Origin of the sequence: Flagellimonas sediminis, from assembly GCF_010500845.1 — a bacterium.
Taxonomy (GTDB): domain Bacteria; phylum Bacteroidota; class Bacteroidia; order Flavobacteriales; family Flavobacteriaceae; genus Flagellimonas; species Flagellimonas sediminis.
In genome coordinates this window covers 223,455-242,386 of the sequence record NZ_JAAAMI010000002.1, presented here as the reverse complement: position 1 = coordinate 242,386, position 18,932 = coordinate 223,455, and the positions used below count along the sequence as shown (strand labels likewise).

At 41.8% G+C, this 18,932-nt stretch carries 16 protein-coding genes; 8 read left to right on the top strand and 8 right to left on the bottom strand.

Translation table 11 applies throughout. From position 1 onward, the window contains the following. Nucleotides 1-660: an alpha/beta hydrolase gene (locus tag GTK07_RS05635; protein ID WP_163633910.1), complete on the top strand. Its 660-nt coding sequence runs from the start codon at nt 1-3 to the stop codon at nt 658-660. 293 nt (nt 661-953) lie between these two features. On the opposite strand, the gene GTK07_RS05630 is transcribed toward GTK07_RS05635, so the two are convergent. Next, nucleotides 954-1,448, bottom strand: a complete 495-nt coding sequence (locus tag GTK07_RS05630) for a hydrolase (RefSeq protein ID WP_163633908.1) — start codon at nt 1,446-1,448, stop codon at nt 954-956. Between the two features lie 4 nt (nt 1,449-1,452). Further along, entirely contained in the window at nt 1,453-2,229 is a 777-nt protein-coding gene (locus tag GTK07_RS05625) for an MBL fold metallo-hydrolase (RefSeq protein WP_417938942.1), read from the bottom strand. 77 nt (nt 2,230-2,306) lie between these two features. On the opposite strand from GTK07_RS05625, the gene GTK07_RS05620 reads away from it, so the two are divergent. Then, nucleotides 2,307-3,758: a TonB-dependent receptor gene (locus GTK07_RS05620; RefSeq protein ID WP_163634405.1), complete on the top strand. Its 1,452-nt coding sequence runs from the start codon at nt 2,307-2,309 to the stop codon at nt 3,756-3,758. 30 nt (nt 3,759-3,788) lie between these two features. Here GTK07_RS05620 and bcp read toward each other — a convergent pair whose 3' ends face one another. Next, nucleotides 3,789-4,244 carry a thioredoxin-dependent thiol peroxidase gene (gene bcp, locus GTK07_RS05615; protein ID WP_163633906.1) on the bottom strand — a complete coding sequence of 152 codons (456 nt, stop codon included), beginning with the start codon at nt 4,242-4,244 and terminating at the stop codon, nt 3,789-3,791. Between the two features lie 53 nt (nt 4,245-4,297). Here bcp and GTK07_RS05610 point away from each other — a divergent pair, with 53 nt between their 5' ends. Further along, nucleotides 4,298-4,960 (top strand): endonuclease III domain-containing protein, encoded by a 663-nt coding sequence (locus tag GTK07_RS05610; protein WP_163633904.1) that lies wholly within the window; start codon nt 4,298-4,300, stop codon nt 4,958-4,960. Between the two features lie 248 nt (nt 4,961-5,208). On the opposite strand, the gene GTK07_RS05605 is transcribed toward GTK07_RS05610, so the two are convergent. Then, nucleotides 5,209-5,790, bottom strand: coding sequence for an RNA polymerase sigma factor (locus GTK07_RS05605; RefSeq protein WP_163633902.1), 582 nt, complete (start codon nt 5,788-5,790; stop codon nt 5,209-5,211). Between the two features lie 249 nt (nt 5,791-6,039). Here GTK07_RS05605 and uvrA point away from each other — a divergent pair, with 249 nt between their 5' ends. Further along, the gene (gene uvrA, locus GTK07_RS05600; protein ID WP_163633900.1) at nt 6,040-8,817 is read left to right on the top strand and encodes an excinuclease ABC subunit UvrA; all 2,778 of its coding nucleotides are present in this window, start codon (nt 6,040-6,042) and stop codon (nt 8,815-8,817) included. A gap of 106 nt (nt 8,818-8,923) precedes the next feature. Continuing rightward, complete coding sequence (locus GTK07_RS05595; RefSeq protein ID WP_163633898.1) at nt 8,924-10,087, top strand: hypothetical protein; 1,164 nt, start codon at nt 8,924-8,926, stop codon at nt 10,085-10,087. Between the two features lie 54 nt (nt 10,088-10,141). Here the strand turns inward: GTK07_RS05595 and GTK07_RS05590 are convergent, their stop codons facing one another. From GTK07_RS05590 to GTK07_RS05575, 4 genes are read right to left on the bottom strand one after another with little or no spacing between them, the layout of a single operon-like run. Continuing rightward, nucleotides 10,142-11,602 carry a lipopolysaccharide biosynthesis protein gene (locus GTK07_RS05590; protein ID WP_163633896.1) on the bottom strand — a complete coding sequence of 487 codons (1,461 nt, stop codon included), beginning with the start codon at nt 11,600-11,602 and terminating at the stop codon, nt 10,142-10,144. Beyond that, complete coding sequence (locus tag GTK07_RS05585; RefSeq protein ID WP_163633894.1) at nt 11,602-12,870, bottom strand: glycosyltransferase family 4 protein; 1,269 nt, start codon at nt 12,868-12,870, stop codon at nt 11,602-11,604. Before GTK07_RS05585 ends, GTK07_RS05590 begins: the two co-directional genes overlap by 1 nt. Then, nucleotides 12,870-15,302 carry a YfhO family protein gene (locus GTK07_RS05580; RefSeq protein ID WP_163633892.1) on the bottom strand — a complete coding sequence of 811 codons (2,433 nt, stop codon included), beginning with the start codon at nt 15,300-15,302 and terminating at the stop codon, nt 12,870-12,872. The genes GTK07_RS05585 and GTK07_RS05580 overlap by 1 nt, the downstream gene beginning before the upstream one ends. Nucleotides 15,303-15,326: 24 nt before the next feature. Next, the gene (locus tag GTK07_RS05575) at nt 15,327-15,587 is read right to left on the bottom strand and encodes a DUF4834 family protein (RefSeq protein ID WP_163633890.1); all 261 of its coding nucleotides are present in this window, start codon (nt 15,585-15,587) and stop codon (nt 15,327-15,329) included. A gap of 86 nt (nt 15,588-15,673) precedes the next feature. Between GTK07_RS05575 and GTK07_RS05570 the strand changes: the two genes are divergently transcribed. From GTK07_RS05570 to GTK07_RS05560, 3 genes are all read left to right on the top strand, one after another. Continuing rightward, entirely contained in the window at nt 15,674-16,657 is a 984-nt protein-coding gene (locus GTK07_RS05570) for a transporter (protein ID WP_163633888.1), read from the top strand. Between the two features lie 65 nt (nt 16,658-16,722). Next, nucleotides 16,723-17,841, top strand: a complete 1,119-nt coding sequence (locus GTK07_RS05565; protein ID WP_163633886.1) for a GTP cyclohydrolase — start codon at nt 16,723-16,725, stop codon at nt 17,839-17,841. 51 nt (nt 17,842-17,892) lie between these two features. Continuing rightward, nucleotides 17,893-18,705 (top strand): DUF2490 domain-containing protein, encoded by an 813-nt coding sequence (locus tag GTK07_RS05560; protein WP_163633884.1) that lies wholly within the window; start codon nt 17,893-17,895, stop codon nt 18,703-18,705. Nucleotides 18,706-18,932: the final 227 nt, after the last annotated feature.

Sequence of the window (18,932 nt, the reverse complement as noted above, 5' to 3'; positions counted from 1 at the left end):
ATGTCCCCCATCCCACTATCTTTGGACTATCTACTGCGTCCCTCATCATTAATATCAGATAAGAAACCGGCTATTTTCCTGTTCCATGGCTATGGCAGCAATGAGGAAGACCTATTTTCTTTTGCTCCCGAGCTGCCCAGTGAATTAATGGTCTTGTCCGTAAAGGCTCCCTATAATCTAGAACCTTTTGGCCATGCTTGGTATGCCATTAATTTTGATGCGGAATACGGAAAATGGAGTGATGACGAACAAGCCAAAGCATCCCGTGAAAAGATTGTGACTTTCATCGATGGGGCCATTAAAGCCTATAATCTTGATGAAAAGAACATCACGCTTTTGGGCTTTAGCCAAGGGACCATTTTAAGTTACGCCGTGGCCCTTTCCTATCCGGAAAAGATTAAAAATGTGGTGGCCCTGAGCGGTTATATCAATGAAAGAATTTTGACGACTGATTATACTGAAAAGGACCATAGCAACCTCCACATCTATGCCTCGCACGGGCAAGTGGATCAGGTCATACCCTTGGAGTGGGCGCAACAGGCCCGCGAATTATTGAAGAAATTGGGAATAGACCACACTTTTGAGGAGTTTCCCATTGGCCATGGGGTTTCCCAACAAAACTTTTATTCCTTCAAAAAGTGGCTGGAAAACCACATTTGATTTTGATTACAGCAAGCTGTCATTCTGAAAAGGGCCAAAGGTCCTTGAAGAATCTCAACTAGCCTTAACACTGACTAGATTCTTCGTTTCACTCAGAATGATGTTCGGAGATGTTTCTGATTCTCCGTTTTACATCCTTGTAATAACCTGGTTCCAATTGTCATTCTGAAAGGCCAACGGTCCTTGAAGAATCTCAACTAGCCTTAAAACTGAATAGATTCTTCACTTTGTTCAGAATGACATAAGAGTATGGTTCGGGATTATTCGCCATGCTCAGAATGACAAGTACGGGATTAGTTACTCCTAGTATAAAGTAGATGGTCCAACATGGTGAAATCCACGCTCAAGTCATCTTTCAGTTCATATTTGATGAGCAGTTCACCCCAGTATTTTCCATCAGAAAAGTCGGCCAAGATCCATTTATGATTTAAGACTTTGATCTTGTTGATTTTGAAATCACTTTCCATACCCTCATACGGAATCAAGGGATTATCGCCTTTCCTTTCATTGGTTTCCAGTAATTTATCCTCAATGTAGCGGGAAGGATTTTCCAAATTGAGGTGGTCATAGTACGCCAAGGCATCATCGTTGTTCTCCAATGTAAAGTATTGCATGTCCAACACTTTTAGGTTGAGTGTTTTAATGGAATCCTCCATTTTTTCCGTTTGTTCCTGCAATCTGGAAACATCGGAATTGAGTGCTTTTTGCATATTTCTGGCAGTCACATATTGGAACAATACCAAAAGGGCCGTAAATAAAAATAGATATAGAAAAATTCTGCTTTTCATGTAATTAAATTTTCAATTGTAGGTTATCGTATGCTAAATGAACATTGGAGGGCAACCGTTTTTCCACTTCTTCATGGAATCCCAATAAATGACTGATATGGGTAAAGTAGGTCTTATCTGCACCTGCTATTGCGGCAAACTCAAGTGCTTCTTCCAAATTAAAGTGGGAATGATGGGGTTCTTCACGCAATGCGTTCACCACTAACACCTTAGCACCTTTTATTTTTTTGATTTCTTCTTCCTCCACCCTTTTGATATCGGTGAGGTAGACAAATTCCCCAAAGCGATATCCAAATACCTGTAACCGGTTGTGATAGGCTTCAATAGGGATAACATTCAATCCTCCCAGCGAAATCGGTTTATCCTTGGTCACTTCAAACACCTGTACGGCCGGGGCTCCAGGATATCGATTTTCATCGGCAAAAATATAATCGAAACGCCTTTTTAGGGAATTGATGACCCGTTGGTGTGCATAAATCGGAATATCGCCTTGCCGAAAGAAAAAAGGTCTGATGTCATCGATACCGGCCGTATGATCGGCATGTTCATGGGTGAAGAGGATACCATCCAATTTTTCAATGGGATGCAACAACATCTGCTGTCTGAAATCAGGACCGCAGTCCACCACAAAATTATAATCGTCCCAAGAGACCAAAACAGAGACCCGAAGCCTTTTATCCTTGGGGTCCTTACTGAGGCATACCGGATGATCGCTTCCAATTACAGGTATTCCCTGCGAGGTTCCCGTCCCTAAAAAAGTAATGGTCATCCTGTCATCCATTAAATCCAAAATTATAACTTATTTATTTAATAGATTGAATGAAGAGTGTAACTTTGTTCTTCAATAAAAATCCGGATATGCCTTCTGTACCTAGCAAAGAAAATGCCTTTGAAAATATCCCGTCCATAAAGGCAAAAACCTTAAGAATCAACCTGAACCCTGATATCTATGGAACCTTTGCCGAAATTGGTGCGGGACAGGAAACAGCCAGGCATTTTTTTAGGGCCGGTGGTGCATCAGGGACCATTGCGAAGGCCATGAGTGCCTATGATAAATCCTTTAGTGATGCCATTTATGGCGTTGAGGAGGATGGCAGGTACGTGACCCAGTCCCGATTGAAGAAAATGTTGGACCATGAAATGCGTTTGGTAGAAGAACGCATCGGCAGGGAAAGTAATCCGAACTATTTGTTCTTTACCTATGCCAACACGGTTGCTACCATAGACTTTTCAAAACGTTACAAAGGACATGGATGGGTCGGAATCCGTTTTCAATTGGATCCGGACCAAAAGGAGTATGACGAAATCGTGCTCCATATCCGATTTAAACAGAACGAGGCCCGCTTGCAACAGGAAACCTTGGGTATTTTGGGGGTAAACCTTATCTATGGTGCCTTCTTCAAATTCGATAGGCCCAAAAAACTGTTGAAATATCTATATGATCATATTGACAAGGACACCTTGGAAATTGATATGGTGAATTTCACCGGACCCAATTTTGCCGAAGTGGACAACCGATTGATGAGCCTTCAGTTGATCAAGAACGACATGACTGATGCCGTAATGTTCGGTCCTGATGGGAACAACCTACTTCCTGCTGCGGTGTTGTACAAAAAGAGCATCTTGGCGCTACGCGGTAGTTTTAGGCCTGTTACCAAGGTGAACATGGATATGTTCAAAAAATCCTATGACATTTTTATTAGGGAACAAACGGTGGAGTTTGAGAATACCATTGTGGTTTTTGAAATCACACTGTCCAACCTTAAAGCATCTGGGGAGATTGATGAGCAGGACTTTATGGACCGGGCGGAACTGTTATGCTCACTTGGCCATACCGTATTGATCTCCAAGTTCCAGGAATATTACAAATTGGTGGAATACTTCAACAACTACACCAAGGCCAAAATCGGGCTTACCATGGGCGTGAACAACTTGGTGGACGTATTCGATGAAAAATACTATCGCCATTTAAGCGGTGGGATCTTGGAAGCCTTCGGGAAGTTGTTCTTCAAGGATTTGAAGGTATACCTCTACCCTATGAAAGATCCTGATACCGGGCAGATCCTTACCAGCAACAATGTTAAGGTTCATCCAAGGATGAAAGAGTTGTACAAATTCTTCAAGTATAACGGAAAAGTGATGGATATTATAGATTACGATCCCGATGTTCTCCATATCTTCTCGCGTGATGTACTCAAGAAAATCATCAACAATGAAGAAGGGTGGGAAGATGAACTACCGGAGGGTATCGCAGAAATTATCAAACAGAAACACCTCTTTACCCGAAAAGTTTTAGAAGAAAAGGAATAAAAAAAGCGCCGTAATGGCGCTTTTAATTTTTTAATCTTCCAACAATTGGGCTGCGTGGTCCTTGGTTTTCACCTTATCAATGACCTTTTCCACGATACCTTCACCGTTGATGACAAAAGTGGTCCGGTGGATGCCGTCATATTCTCGACCCATGAATTTTTTAGGCCCCCACACCCCAAAAGTGTTGATTACAGTATGGTCTTCATCAGCCAACAATGGAAATGGAAAGTTGTATTTATTCTTAAAATTGGTCTGCTTTTTTTCGGAATCGGCACTTACACCAAGTAGTTCAAATCCTTTGTTTTTTAATTCTTTATAGTTGTCCCGAAGGTTGCATGCCTCTGCTGTACAACCAGGGGTATCTGCCTTGGGGTAAAAGAAAACCACTAGGGCTTTACCTTTGTAATCCTTCAGATTTATTGTGTTGCCATCTTGGTCGTTTGCTGAAAAATCAGGTACTTTATCCCCTACTTTTAACATGTTCATAGCTTTTGTATTGAAATTATTGTTCAATGTTATAAGTGTAAAGTTAAACAAATATGACCAAACAAGAAAAGGTTGACTTCACAATCCACACTTTGGAGAAGATTTATCCGACCATTCCCATACCATTAGACCACAAAGACCCTTATACCCTACTGATAGCTGTGTTGATGTCTGCTCAAAGTACCGATGTTCGAGTAAACCAGATAACTCCTCTTTTGTTTGAAAGAGCCGATAATCCATATGATATGGTCAAGCTCACGGTAGATGAGATTCGGGAAATCATCAAACCAGTAGGGTTGTCCCCAATGAAGTCCAAGGGGATTCATGGACTCTCCCAAATTTTGATTGACAAATATAACGGTGAAGTCCCCCAAGAAATTGAATTGTTGGAAGAATTGCCCGGAGTTGGCCACAAAACGGCAAGTGTTGTGGTATCGCAGGCATTTGGAATCCCGGCCTTTCCTGTGGATACACATATTCACCGACTGATGTACCGTTGGGGTTTCAGCAATGGCAAAAATGTGGTGCAGACGGAACGCGATGCCAAACGATTGTTCCCTGAAGAACTTTGGAACAAACTTCATTTACAGATTATTTGGTACGGACGGGAATACTCTCCGGCTAGGGGTTGGAACTTGGAAAAGGACATCATCACGAAGACCATCGGCCGAAAAACGGTGTTGGACGAATACTATAAAAACAAAAAGAGCCGCTAATTGCGGCTCTTTTCGTCAGTTTGAACATTGATTAATTTAACGTTACTTCAAACTGGTGTTTTTTGTAGTCAACTACATGAATCGATTTTGAATAGCTAAGCAAGAAATCGATAGTCTTCTGGCTAGCTCTTACCGTTTTCACGGATTTTTGTTCTTCAGAGTAAATGTTTTCCATATTCTAGCATAAATGTTTCAATTAGATAACGCAGCTAGATTGGAAATATTGCAGTCTTCGACGTACGGTATTATTAATTCGTTAAAACGATGTTCTTACGGTCAACGATTTTTCTGAGGTTGATAAGGGCATAACGCATCCTTCCCAAGGCGGTATTGATGCTTACTCCAGTGTTTTCGGAGATTTCCTTGAAACTCATATCCTTGTAGATTCGCATAATCAAGACCTCTCTTTGGTCTTCGGGCAATTCATCTATCAAAAGGGTAAGATCGCTTTCAATCTGATCTTTAATGATCTGTTTTTCAATATTCAACTTTTCATCCTTGATCACGGAGAAAATATTGAAGTCATCGCTTCCCTCAAACTTGGGCATCCTTTTGTTTTTTCTAAAGTGGTCAATGATCAGGTTGTGTGCGATGCGCATGACCCATGGCAAAAATTTGCCTTCTTCACTATAGTTACCCCTTTTTAAGGTTTTGATCACTTTGATAAAGGTATCCTGGAAGATGTCCTCTGCAACATCCCTGTCCAAAACTTTGGAATAAATAAAACTGGAAATCCTTTGGTTGTGTCGGTTGATGAGTATCTCAAGAGCTTTCTCGTCTCCTGCGATGTAGTTTTTTACTAAAATCGAGTCATTAATCTGTAGTTCCATACAAATTACTTTTTTGGTTAAAATCATGGTCCTTCCTTTCCAAGAAAGACTTCAGGTATTTAGTTTTTAATCTTAAAAAGTAATTATTTCTGTATAGGCCTATCAGTATTTTAATTACACTTCAAATATAGATAAATAGGTAGGCGACCTAAAAAACTATGTTGTGAGATGCTAAATTTTAGATGTTAACTGGTACAATATACGTATTAAGAGTGGGGTGTCGTATCTTTGAGACCCTAATTTTAACAAATGACGGCCATTACAAACGTTGATCCCAAGCACAACATCATTATAAAAGGTGCCAAGCTGCACAATCTCAAAAACATAGATGTGGTGATCCCTAGGAACAAGCTGGTGGTCATTACAGGTTTATCGGGCTCCGGAAAATCAAGTTTGGCCTTTGATACCTTATATGCAGAAGGCCAAAGACGCTATGTGGAAAGCCTTTCTTCGTATGCCCGTCAGTTTTTGGGAAAACTGGATAAACCCAAGGTGGACTATATTAAAGGTATAGCCCCTGCCATTGCCATTGAACAAAAGGTGAACTCCACCAACCCCAGATCTACTGTAGGGACCACCACCGAGATTTATGATTACCTTAAATTGTTATATGCCCGTATTGGAAAGACCATTTCCCCCATTTCCGGAAACGAGGTGAAAAAACATTCCGTAAGTGATGTTATGGATCATATTAAAGGGATACAGGTAGATACCAAACTCCTTTTATTGGCTCCCATCACCATTAAGGAAGAACGGGATCCCATTAAGTCATTGGAGTTGTTCTCAAAGCAAGGATACGCCCGTATCAAATACAACGGGGAAGTAATCCGAATTGACCAGGCACCAAAAGATATCGGAAGAGAATTCGACCTTGTGGTAGATCGGATCATTGTTAAGGATGATGAAGATTTTCTGAACCGATTGGCCAATGCCGTGGACAATGCCTTCTTTGAAGGAAAGGGCCAGTGTGCCATTGAGAATCTGGAAACCATGGAAATCCGCTCCTTCAGCAACCAATTTGAATTGGACGGAATCAAATTCTTGGAACCCAATGTACACCTGTTCAGTTTCAACAATCCCTACGGTGCCTGCCCCAAGTGTGAAGGCTATGGAGATGTGATTGGAATCGACGAGGATTTGGTGATTCCGAACACTGCACTTTCCGTTTACGAAAATGCCGTATTTCCTTGGAGGGGAGAAAGTATGGGTTGGTACCGCGATCAATTGGTCAACTCTGCCTATAAATTCGATTTTCCCATACACAAGCCCTGGTTTGAACTTTCTGAAGAACAAAAACAACTGGTTTGGGAGGGCAATGAACACTTTATCGGTATCCATAAGTTCTTTGAACAGTTGGAGGAAAAGAGCTATAAAATTCAGAACCGGGTCATGCTCTCCCGTTACCGTGGAAAAACCAAATGCTCCGTGTGCAAGGGCAAAAGACTACGGGTAGAGGCCAATTATGTAAAAGTTGGGGGTAAATCCATTTCCGAACTGATAGAACTGCCCATTCGAAGATTGATGCCTTTCTTTGAGGAATTACAGCTTTCCGAACACGATACGGCCATTGCCAATAGGTTGTTGAAGGAAATCAATGCCCGTTTGGACTTCTTGGACAAAGTAGGGCTTAGTTATCTCTCCCTGAATAGAAAATCCAACACCCTTTCCGGTGGGGAAAGCCAGCGCATCAATTTGGCCACAAGCTTGGGAAGTAGCTTGGTAGGTTCCATGTATATTCTGGATGAACCCAGTATTGGTCTGCATCCCAAGGATACCGAAAATTTGATTGAAGTGCTGAAATCCCTTCGCAATTTGGGCAATACCGTAATTGTAGTGGAACACGACGAGGACATCATGAAAGCCGCTGATGAAATCATCGATATTGGACCAGAGGCGGGTACCTTGGGCGGACGTGTGGTGGCAACAGGAAATATGGAGGCCATCCTAAAGTCTGATTCCCTTACCGCTTCCTATCTCAACGGCACCATGGAAATAAGCGTTCCCAAAGAACGGAGGAATTCCAAACACTACATTCAAATAAAGGGAGCAAGGGAGAACAATCTTAAGAATATTGATGTCACTTTTCCGCTGAACATGTTGACCGTCATTACTGGCGTTTCAGGAAGTGGCAAGAGCACCTTGGTCAAAAAAATACTGTACCCCTCTATTTTAAAGGAAGTTGGCGGATATGGGGAAAAAGCAGGTCAATTTACCAGTATGGAGGGCAAATATGCCCACATCAAACATGTGGAATTTGTGGACCAGAACCCTATCGGTCGATCATCCCGTTCCAATCCGGTTACCTATATAAAAGCCTATGACGATATACGAAGCTTGTTTGCTTCCCAAAAATTGAGCAAACTGCGTGGGTATCAGGCCAAACATTTCTCCTTTAATGTGGATGGCGGCCGATGTGAGAAATGTAAGGGTGAAGGTGAAATTACGGTGGAAATGCAGTTCATGGCCGATGTGCATTTGGAATGTGATGTCTGCAACGGAAAACGGTTTAAAAAAGATATTCTTGAAGTACAGTTTGAAGGCAAAAACATCGATGACATCCTGAACCTCACCATTGATGATGCCATCGAGCACTTCAAAATACACAAACAGGATAAGATTGTGGCCAAACTACAGCCCTTGCAAGATGTGGGGCTTGGATATGTCACCTTGGGACAGTCCTCCTCTACCCTTTCCGGCGGTGAAGCTCAGCGAATAAAGCTCGCTTCGTTCCTGGTGAAGGGCCATACCAAAGAAAAGGCTTTGTTCATCTTTGATGAACCTACCACGGGATTGCATTTTCACGACATTAAAAAATTGCTTAAATCGTTCGATGAATTGATTGATAAAGGACACTCCATCATTGTGATCGAACATAATATTGAGCTCATCAAATGTGCGGATTATATCATCGATTTAGGTCCTGAAGGAGGTGAGTTGGGCGGTCAATTGATGGCGGAGGGAACTCCTGAAGAACTGGTTCAAAACAAGGAATCGTTTACCGCAAAATACCTTAAAGGTAAAATTTAAAGAATTTTAAATTACTGACAATCAAATATTTGAGATTTTTGGCACGCTGATTGATATTACAAGGATGGATGCAAATAGTTGTATCTAGAACATAAAACCTTGTAGTATGAAAAAGTTAGTACTCTTAATAGCAGCAGTTGCTCTTGGGTTACCGAACATCCAGGCCGCAACTTTGGAAAATACAGTTAGCACCAGTACCATCCGTGGATATGGAAACTCGTTCATCTTTGTGGAAGATGGAGTTACTTTTTCAGTGTATCCTGATGGTGAGTTCGACTTCTACATGGATAGTCGAGTGAATGTAGGCATAGGTGCCCAAATCGGAAATGTTGGGATCACCTTCAACTCCGGATACGATTATAACCCTTATGTGCAGTATGACGATTACGGTGCCGTGATCCAAGTGGAGAACATTCCTGTATTCTACGATTATTACGGACGTGTTTCTCAAATCGGTAATGTGGATATCTGGTATAACAACGGTAGGGTCCGTAGAATCGGTGGTCTACATGTGTATTACAATGGAGGTGTTATTAGCCATTATACGGGATTCATCAATGTATACAACAGATACTATGTGTACAGACCTTACCATAGGTATTTTGCAAGACCTGCCATCGGGTTCTGTAACGTATACACCTCTCCTTATAGAAGGTACTATAGCCCAGTAAGATATACGTACTATGCACCTTACAGGTATAACACCCGTAGAGCTTATGCTTCCGTAGGTAAAGTATATCGTAATGACAATCACTATAGAAGGGACAACATCTATAGAAATGACAAAAGGGTTACTGTACGTGATAATAGTGTTCGAAGAAGTGGGGATAATGGAAGAAGCAACAAGTATGTAGAGCAGAATTCCTATAGAAAAGGCGATGCCGTTACCCGTTCCAACAATACGGTGAAAAGACAGGCCACTACTTCTAGAACCGTTAAAAAAAGTGATTACAGAAGAGCTGACAATGGATCTAGGAGCAGTAGGGAAATTTCACAAAAAAGCGTTTCACGTACCCCAAACAGCAGAAGTGTGACCGAAAGAACGGTTAGGACCACTCCTGATAGTAGAACCGTGACCCGTACCACTAAGAGCACCTACAAAAAGCCTGAAACAAGGGGAAATTCAAGTAGGGCCACAGTGAGCAGGGGTAACGAAACCCAGAGAACGGTTGCAAGGAGTTCCAATGGAAATGGAAACCGTAGCTCCAATGCCGTAACAAAGAAAAGCAGCTCTAGGGCTTCTACCTCAAGAAGCTCCAGAAACAATTGATAAAAGAAAGTTTTTAGGTTGGTTAGTTGTTTACCCCGTAATTGGATTTATCCGCTACGGGGTATTTTTTTTCAGCCATTTGGATAGAATACCAGTTACATCCTCCGAAATTTCAAAACGATAAAGAATACCTACGTACATCAACATGATCAATGCGGATTTAAGCATGATATTAATGACTGGGTGAAACGGAAACTGCACGAGGTGGAACAATACTGCCAGCAACACCAAAGTTGCCAATACCTTAAAAGTAGCCTGTGTGAAAGGTAAAATGTCAAATTTCATTTTCACAAAAACCAATTTCACCACGTTGAAGATCAAAATGGAAACAAAACTGGCCAATGCCGCACCCTCCATTCCCATTTTGGGAATAAGCCAATAGTTGAGCACAATGGTAAGGATGGCCAAACCAACCCCAAAAACCAGCACCGTTTTATAATACTGGGAATTGAACAGAATGGAATTGTTATTTCCCAAAATAGAGTCCAATACCTTGGCCAACCCGATCAAGAACACAATGGTAAATCCACTTCGGTAGTTTTCAGGAATTAATGAATACAGATCGTTCAAGTTCAGTATGATCAACACGAACAAAATCCCTGAGGCAATAAATAGGGTCAGCGAGCTTCTTTGATACAATTTCTTCAATCCTTCCATATCTCCCAAATTCAACAGCTCCGCGGTCAATGGATAGGTAATCTGGTGCATGGCCCTTGATGGCACGATGATCACTGTCGCGATATATACTGCCACGCTATAGTAGGCCACATTTTCTATACTCACAAACTGGTTCAACATCACCTTATCTATTTCCAGCAAGACCAGAGCGGCCGAGCCTCCCAAGATAATCAAGAGGGAATAGTATAATATTTCTTTAGTATGGCCAGGAAAATGAAAATTCAACTTGGGGTATCGGAGTGTAAAGGCATATATCATGATGATGATGGTCCGTAGAAGGTGTAAACCCACCAACAGTTTAAGAAAAGCATCCAAAGAAATCACATCAAAATAAAAGAGGCCCAATAATATGGAGACCCCCACTCTTGCAAAAACCTCCTTCATGAAATTGCCGAAAACCGATTTCATATGCACCTTGCACCAAGCATTGAACACTTCAAAATAAGCCATGGACAATCCCACTAAAAAAATGTACCACAGAAAATCCTTGACTATGGGGTTCACTTTAGAAATCAGGTTTCCCACAGGATTGTAACCGAACAAAACCAGTAATGCCAGTGGCATAATACCTAATAATGGTGTAAAAATCATAAGGGTCAGAAAACCATCCTTCTCCTCTTCTCGACAAAAGCTAAAAAATTTTACCAGCGTATTGTGCACCCCAAAGGCCATTAAAGGCATAAGAATAGCACCTGATGCCATAATAAAGGTGACCAATCCATAATATTCATCGGGCAGTATTTTCGTGTAAAGAAAAAGCGTGTTGATGGCTGCCACAAAAAAGCCGACATACGTATAGATCAGGTTCTGAATTGATTGTTTGAGAACAACGCCCATTAGATGAATTTTGCTAAGGATTCCGTAAGTGCTTTTCTGTGGAATGTATCGATTCCTTGCGACGAACACAGTAGTTTCCCTTTTTGGTACTGGTTGAACCAATCCAAAAGTACATCTTTTAGCAATGCTACATCCGAATGGTGCAGGAACTTCCCTGCGTTGACCTCCTCAACCATGTTACCCGCCTCCCAATCCGTTGGACCAATAGCCAAAATAGGTCGTTTTGCATTCAGGTATTCGAACAATTTACCAGGAATGATACCCTTGGTTTCTTCGGAATCAATTTCTATCAACAACAAAACTTGGGACGATTGCATGGTTTCAATAACCTTGTCATGGGGCAGATAACCCAAGGAATCGAGATAAGCATCCAATCCCAAGTCTGTCAAGCTTTTTTGGACATCCTCACTCACAACCCCTGCCAATTTGATCTTCAAGGCCTTATTAAAGGTTTCATTCTCCGCGGTCAATTCCTTTAAAGCCTGCCATAATCCCAAGGGATTTCTGCCTGTCAACAAGGAACCCAAATGCGAAATGGTAAATTGCCGATCTAATTCCTTTGCTGAAAGACTTTCATCAAAACCATTGGTGATCATTTTAATGGGTTTTGGGGTAATGGCTTGAAATTCCTCCAAGGTGGTCTGACTGGTTACGATTATTTTATCGGCAGAAACCAACACTTCCTTTTCAAGTGATTTGTGCTTTTTGGCCGCCCATGGCATTAATCGTAATTTCTTGTGATATCCGATGGAGGTCCATGGATCCCTGAAATCCGCAATCCACTGTACGTTGTATTCCCTTTTCAACCCCAGTCCGATCAAATGCAAACTGTGTGGTGGACCGGTGGTAATGATGGTCTTTATGCCTTCATCGGCAATGACCTTGGCCAAAAAATGGATCGAGGGTTTTACCCAACCCTTTCGGGCATCGGGAATAAAAAAGTTTCCGCGCACCCACAACAAAATGCTTTCAATCAAAGAAGGGTTTTTATCCTGAATTATCCCTGAACTAATGGTCTTGGTTTTCTTTTTGGATAACAATCCCGCCCAGCCATAGGGCTCTTTAATAGGTTGTTTCAGGACTTGAATAGTTGAGGGAATTTCCTTTTCCAAATTATTGTCCACAATGGGGTAACTTGGATTCTCTGGAACATAAACCACTGGTTCATAACCAAAATCGGGTAAGTATTTTACAAATTTCAGCCATCGCTGTACCCCTGGTCCCCCGGCAGGAGGCCAATAGTATGCTATGACCAAGATCTTTTGCATTACGAATCCTCGGATTTTCTGCCAAATAAAGAGTAACCTGCTCCTCCCACAACGATCAATCCCAATAAGATGTTTGCAGCAAGAGCTATTTTACTTCCATTTTCAATCACCTGGGGCTCAAATTTGAACTCGATTTCATGGGTGCCTGCGGGCACCTTCAAACCACGTAGGGCGTAATCCACTTTAAAATGGGGTTCAGGTTTCCCATCGACATACGCATCCCAACCTGACGGATAATACATTTCGGAAAACACAGCAAATCCATCGTTGGCATTGGAGGATTTGTATTTGAGATAATCCGGACGGTATTCTACTAATCCGATTTGGGCCAATGAATCCACCTCAAAGCGAAGTTTGGTCTGGGTTGGATACATTTTTGTATTGATGACCGCCTGCTTCTTGGAATTGAAATCTTTCAATTTGGTAATTTCTTCATTGGCTGAGGAAACCGGTAACAACTGATCTACAAACCAAGCATTGCCATTGGCATCGGGATTAATGGCAGGGAAACTTTTTCCATCTTCATCCTTTTGGATGATGTACTTCACATTCAACATGTTCAAAACCTGTAGGTTGTTCCGGTACAAGTGATACTCGAACAAATCCTGCAAAGCACGGGGTTTGGCAGCATGGTAGCCCCCTATCGATTTATGGAAGTAGGAGGTTCTGGAACCATTCACACCTTCCTCTGGATCGAACACCCTAAAAATGGAATCGTCCTGTTGGATCAGCTGATCTATTTGACTGGCTTGAAAGGGTTCGTTTACTTCTCTTTGACGCACAAAATCATCCTCGTTCACATAACGAAGGTCCACACCAACCAAATCGAACAAAATCAAAGCACCCAAAGCCATGACCAAGAGATTCTTTCCAATCTTATCTTTGATAAAGAACCAAATTGCCACGGCGGCCAAAGCCACATAAACTAAAGATCTAATGGTATCGTTTACATAAACCGCTTCGCGATCCCGTTTGATCATGGTCATGACATCGTCCCCAAAATAACCTCGGTACATGTCATCACGCAAACCTTCAAAACTGAAAAATCCTTTGATCAGGAAGATGAAAACACCCAATCCCAAGGTGATGAAAAAGCTCCATTTTAAAGCATTGAGTTTTTCCTTTTTGTCTACGGAAGGTTTAAAAAGTTCCCACAAACCTAATATACCCAATACGGGAAGACAAAGCTCCAATACCACTTGAATGGAAGACACTGCCCTGAACTTGTTATATAGTGGGAAATAATCGATCATAAAATCGGTAAGCACGGAAAAGTTGCGCCCCCATGATAACACCAAAGACATCATGGCCCCTATCAACAACCACCATTTCTTCTTTCCTTTCACCAAAATAATACCCATTACGAACAAAAAGAAAATGATGGCTCCTACATAGGCCGGACCGGCCACAATAGGTTGATCACCCCAGTACAAGGGCAAGCTACTAGAAAATTCCAACGCCTTACTGGGTGGCAATCCTTGATTGGTCAGGTATTCGTATGCTTTGGAATCCTTGCCCAAATCTTCTCCCCCCGAGCCTCCAAAAAGTCTGGGAGAAAACAAATCCAGCGATTCGGCAATGCCATAACTGTATTGGGTGATGTATTCCCTATCCAATCCATTGGTTACTTCTTTAGGGCTTCCATCAGGGTTTATGGTAAGTTCCGATTTCCCTCGGGTACTCCAATCGGCATATTCCTTGGTGGCCATCAAACTGGTGGCATTGGTGGCAATGGAGAGCACTACGGCCAATACTAAGATTCCCACCGAGACAAAAAAGTGTTTCAGTTCCTTTTCCTTGATAGCATACACCAAATACACCAATCCCATCACCAAGACCAAGAGCATAAAATAATAGGTCATTTGGTAATGGTTGGCACTGATTTCCAAAGCCATGGCCAAAGCCGTCAAAATAAACCCAAGAATATATTTCTTTCTGAAAACCAAAACAATTCCACCCAAGACCATGGGAATATAGCCCAAAGCATGTGCCTTGGCATTATGTCCGACCCCCAAAATAATGATCAAATAGGTAGAAAAGCCAAAGGCGAGTGCTCCCAATGCTGCCAGCCTAAAATCTACCTTTAGACAGAGTAACAAAATGTAAAAACTCAGTAAGTAAAGGAATAGGTAATCTGCAGGTCTGGGCAAAAACCGAATCACATGATCCAATTTCTTGACATAATCATTGGGATAATTGGCTCCCAACTGATAGGTGGGCATACCACCAAAAGCACTATTGGTCCAATACGATTCTTCCCCTGTAGCCGCTTTGTAATCATCCCTTTCCTTGGACATGCCCTTGTACCAGGCAATATCCGATTGAAAAATGGCCTTGCCCTGCAGCACTGGATAAAAATAGACCAGTGACACAAGAATCAGCAATCCGATTACACAAATATGGGTGATTAAGGCCTTTGGAGAAAGATTCATGGATAGGTTTTGAAAAGACAAATATTAGTCAATTTCTTCAAAATCTATGTATTCTCCAACTTTTTTTGACGGATTGGACCTTCTTGGAGGCTTCTGAAAAACGGAGGTCTCCCCTTCCCTTTCCCGTGTGTTATCATACCCCTGATGGCCGCCAAATTGTTGACCAAAGCGTTCAGTGGTCTTCTTCACTGCATAATTGAGCAATTTGGGAGCCAACCACGTCCAAAGCATTTTAAGGGCGTAGTATACTAATATGACAATTAAAATCGTTTGTAGTAAAACCATATAACCTCAGTTATTGTATCAAAATTACACTGTTAGTAACGGAAAACGGTCAAACGTATCTTAAAATAGTATTAAAACCCAGTTATATGGATCTTTCCATCCTTAAGAAATCCCTTTTTGTATTGATTCTGTTCCCTGCATTGTTGAGTGCGCAGTATACAGACGTCATCAATTCCAACAGACCCGGAAGGGCCGTGAGTGCCTATGCAGTGGGCAAAAATGTGGCCCAGGTGGAGGTTGGATTATTGTACGAACAGCAAGACAATGCAGACTTGAATTCGGATTCGAACATTTTCGGAACCGATTTTGCGCTACGCTACGGATTGCTTTTTGAGGAACTGGAAATCAATTTGGAAGGATCATTCATCAAACAAAACATCACCTATCCCGATTATAACATTGAGGGCAAACTGACCAATTTTTCCAGAAATCGCTTAGGGCTAAAATATTTGGTCTATGATCCCTACAAAAACCCCGAACGGAACAAGCCTAATTTGTATAGTTGGCGGGCCAATAATGTGTTTCAATGGAAGAACCTGATCCCTGCCGTATCGGTATATGCCGGGGCAAACTTTTTGTTCAACGATAATCCGTTTTACCCGGGTGACCCGAGCCTTTCCTACAGAGGGGCCATTAACACGCAAAGCAGGTTGTCCCCTAGGTTTGTGTTGATTTCCAATATCGCATACGACCGCATAGGGACCGATTTTCCAGAATGGCGTTTTGCCCTTTCATTAAGCCATGCCTTTCGGGATCCACGTTGGAGTGTTTTCTTTGAAGGACAGGGGATTTCAAGTGACCGATATTCCGATGTTATCTTGAGAACCGGGGTGGCCCGTTTGATCAGTTCCAATTTTCAGGCGGACATTCACATGGGTTCTGGATTCAACGATTCCCCTTCAAAAGTATTTGTGGTTTTGGGCTTTTCGTACCGTTTGGACTTCCATAAAGACCAACTCATCCCTATCGATGACCAAAAAGCAGGTCAAAATGGAACAATAAAGAAGAACGCCAATAAGAAAAACTCAAAAAAGAAGAAGAAAAAGAACAAAGATGACATAGATTTTTAAGTTTTGTGTCCATCACTTTTCTGCTGTAGGTAATATTCCTAATATTGAGGTTCTAAATAGGATCTATGGTTACCATAAAGCAGGTTCAATCCAAATCAGATTTAAAAACCTTCGTAAAATTTCCCTTTTCCCTGTACAAAGGTTCCCCTTATTGGGTTCCACCCATCATAAAGGATGAAATGGAATCCTTTGACCCTGAAAAAAACCCCGTTTTTCAAAATGCCGAAGCCACTTTCTTTTTGGCATACCGAGAAAATAAGGTCGTGGGAAGGATTGCTGCCATCATCAATTGGTTGGAAGTAAAAGATCAGGGACTGAAGAAAATGCGGTTTGGTTGGTTTGATTTTGTGGATGATCTGGAAGTTTCCGAAGCATTACTTGACAAAGTCAAGGAAATTGGTTTACAGTATCATTTGGAATATATGGAAGGCCCGGTAGGCTTTTCCAACCTGGACAAAGTGGGTGTGCTCATTGAGGGTTTTGACCATATCGGTACCATGATCACCTGGTACAACCACCCCTATTATCAATCACATTATGAACACCATGGTTTTGTAAAGGAAAAGGAGTATTTGGAAAACAAGTTTTTGGCCGTCAAAGCGGACCCAAAACTTTTCGCAAAAGCCAATATGTTGATTAAACAACGCTATGGTCTTAAAGAGATGAACTTTCAAAAAAGTTCGGAGATCATGCCCTGGGTCGATAAAATGTTCGACCTGTTCAACGAGTCCTATGCCAAGCTCTCTTCATTCGTTCGGATAACGGACATCCAAAAGGAGTATTTCAAGAAGAAGTATATCAGTTTCATCAATCCGGAATACATCAAATTTGTCGTAGATGCTGAAGATAATTTGGTTGCTTTCGCGATTGTCATGCCATCCTTTTCTAGAGCCCTACAAAAAGCAAATGGAAAATTGTTCCCAACGGGGATTTTTCATTTGTTGAGCGCCAAAAAGAACAGTAAGGATGTTATTTTTTATCTCATCGGCATTCATCCATCTTATCAAAACAAAGGGGTCACTTCTATCATTTTCAATGAGTTTTACCATACGTTCAAGAAAAAAGGCGTGGTCAATTGTATCCGAACACCTGAGTTGGAAGAGAATGTTGCCATTCGGCAAATGTGGAAGCATTTTGATCCCGTAACCCATAAGAGACGACGCACCTATAGAAAAGATCTGTAACCCCATATAACCGCCAAATGCCAACCCAACAACCTCTAAAAACCAACTCCGATGAAAATTAAGTGGCCCATTACGGGGCTGCTTCTGTTACTATTGTTGTGGCCTAACCAAGATACCGCCCAGGAAAAAGAAATCATTCACCGGGGAGAACAATGGCTCCAATATAATCTGAATGTCATCACAAGTGAAAAGTGGATGCTTTTTGGGAATACGGGAACCAGATGGCGGGATAGTTTTGAAAAATATACCCTTTTCTTTGGCAGGGTCGGTGCAGGTTATAATTTGAACAGAACAATTCGATTGAGTTCCGGTTTTACCTATGCGGAGCTGAAAAGGGAGGGTGCCACATACCTTGTGGAGTTCAGGCCCTATGAAGAACTGTTGGTCAGACCCGATCCAGCCAAAAAGTTTGGTTTGAGCCACCGCTTCCGATTTGAGCAACGCTTTTATAACCCTTTTGTGGATGGTAAGATCCAATCGGATAATACTTTTGCCCTGCGGTTTCGATATGCGCTTTCCACCCGAATTCCCATTGCTACCCTTTCCAAAGAAAACCCAGATTTTAAATTGAGCTTGGGCATCAGTGACGAGATCATGATCAATGCCGGAAAGGAAATCGTCTATAATGTGTTCGATAAAAACCGCTTTGCGGTCTCCCCTACCGTACAATTCAATAAATGGATGTCGGTGGCCCTTGCTTGGAACAACCAATTTTTCAATACCTCCACCGCCGGCCAATACATCCATACCAATGCTTTTTGGCTGCAATTGACGCATACACTCCATTTGGCACATAGAAAGGAGGGGGACATCCCCATATACCAAAATCCCGTCATCCCCACTTCCACGGATGCCACGGAATAGGTAACATTTAAATCAAAGTGGCCTAGGTGATTTTTATATTTTCTTTTGCTGATCTTATTTTAAACGGAATTGTTTGCTAAATTGAATGTATTTTAATATTCTATCCTACTAATGTCCGTAGCTTTATTCTTGGGTACTAAAGGTACTTTTGATTATTCCATGCAGCACCACTAGCTATGTGTAGACCTTAAGCTAGACTAAGAAAAATGCCGGAAATTGGACAAATT

Coding starts and splice junctions, on each gene's coding strand:
- GTK07_RS05610 (WP_163633904.1), top strand. CDS start 4,298: ATGACCAAACAAGAAAAGGTTGACTTCACAATCCACACTTTGGAGAAG.
- GTK07_RS05595 (WP_163633898.1), top strand. CDS start 8,924: ATGAAAAAGTTAGTACTCTTAATAGCAGCAGTTGCTCTTGGGTTACCG.
- GTK07_RS05590 (WP_163633896.1), bottom strand. CDS start 11,602: ATGGGCGTTGTTCTCAAACAATCAATTCAGAACCTGATCTATACGTAT.
- GTK07_RS05620 (WP_163634405.1), top strand. CDS start 2,307: ATGCCTTCTGTACCTAGCAAAGAAAATGCCTTTGAAAATATCCCGTCC.
- bcp (WP_163633906.1), bottom strand. CDS start 4,244: ATGAACATGTTAAAAGTAGGGGATAAAGTACCTGATTTTTCAGCAAAC.
- GTK07_RS05625 (WP_417938942.1), bottom strand. CDS start 2,229: ATGGATGACAGGATGACCATTACTTTTTTAGGGACGGGAACCTCGCAG.
- GTK07_RS05585 (WP_163633894.1), bottom strand. CDS start 12,870: ATGCAAAAGATCTTGGTCATAGCATACTATTGGCCTCCTGCCGGGGGA.
- GTK07_RS05570 (WP_163633888.1), top strand. CDS start 15,674: ATGGATCTTTCCATCCTTAAGAAATCCCTTTTTGTATTGATTCTGTTC.
- GTK07_RS05560 (WP_163633884.1), top strand. CDS start 17,893: ATGAAAATTAAGTGGCCCATTACGGGGCTGCTTCTGTTACTATTGTTG.
- GTK07_RS05575 (WP_163633890.1), bottom strand. CDS start 15,587: ATGGTTTTACTACAAACGATTTTAATTGTCATATTAGTATACTACGCC.
- GTK07_RS05635 (WP_163633910.1), top strand. CDS start 1: ATGTCCCCCATCCCACTATCTTTGGACTATCTACTGCGTCCCTCATCA.
- GTK07_RS05605 (WP_163633902.1), bottom strand. CDS start 5,790: ATGGAACTACAGATTAATGACTCGATTTTAGTAAAAAACTACATCGCA.
- GTK07_RS05580 (WP_163633892.1), bottom strand. CDS start 15,302: ATGAATCTTTCTCCAAAGGCCTTAATCACCCATATTTGTGTAATCGGA.
- GTK07_RS05565 (WP_163633886.1), top strand. CDS start 16,723: ATGGTTACCATAAAGCAGGTTCAATCCAAATCAGATTTAAAAACCTTC.
- uvrA (WP_163633900.1), top strand. CDS start 6,040: ATGACGGCCATTACAAACGTTGATCCCAAGCACAACATCATTATAAAA.
- GTK07_RS05630 (WP_163633908.1), bottom strand. CDS start 1,448: ATGAAAAGCAGAATTTTTCTATATCTATTTTTATTTACGGCCCTTTTG.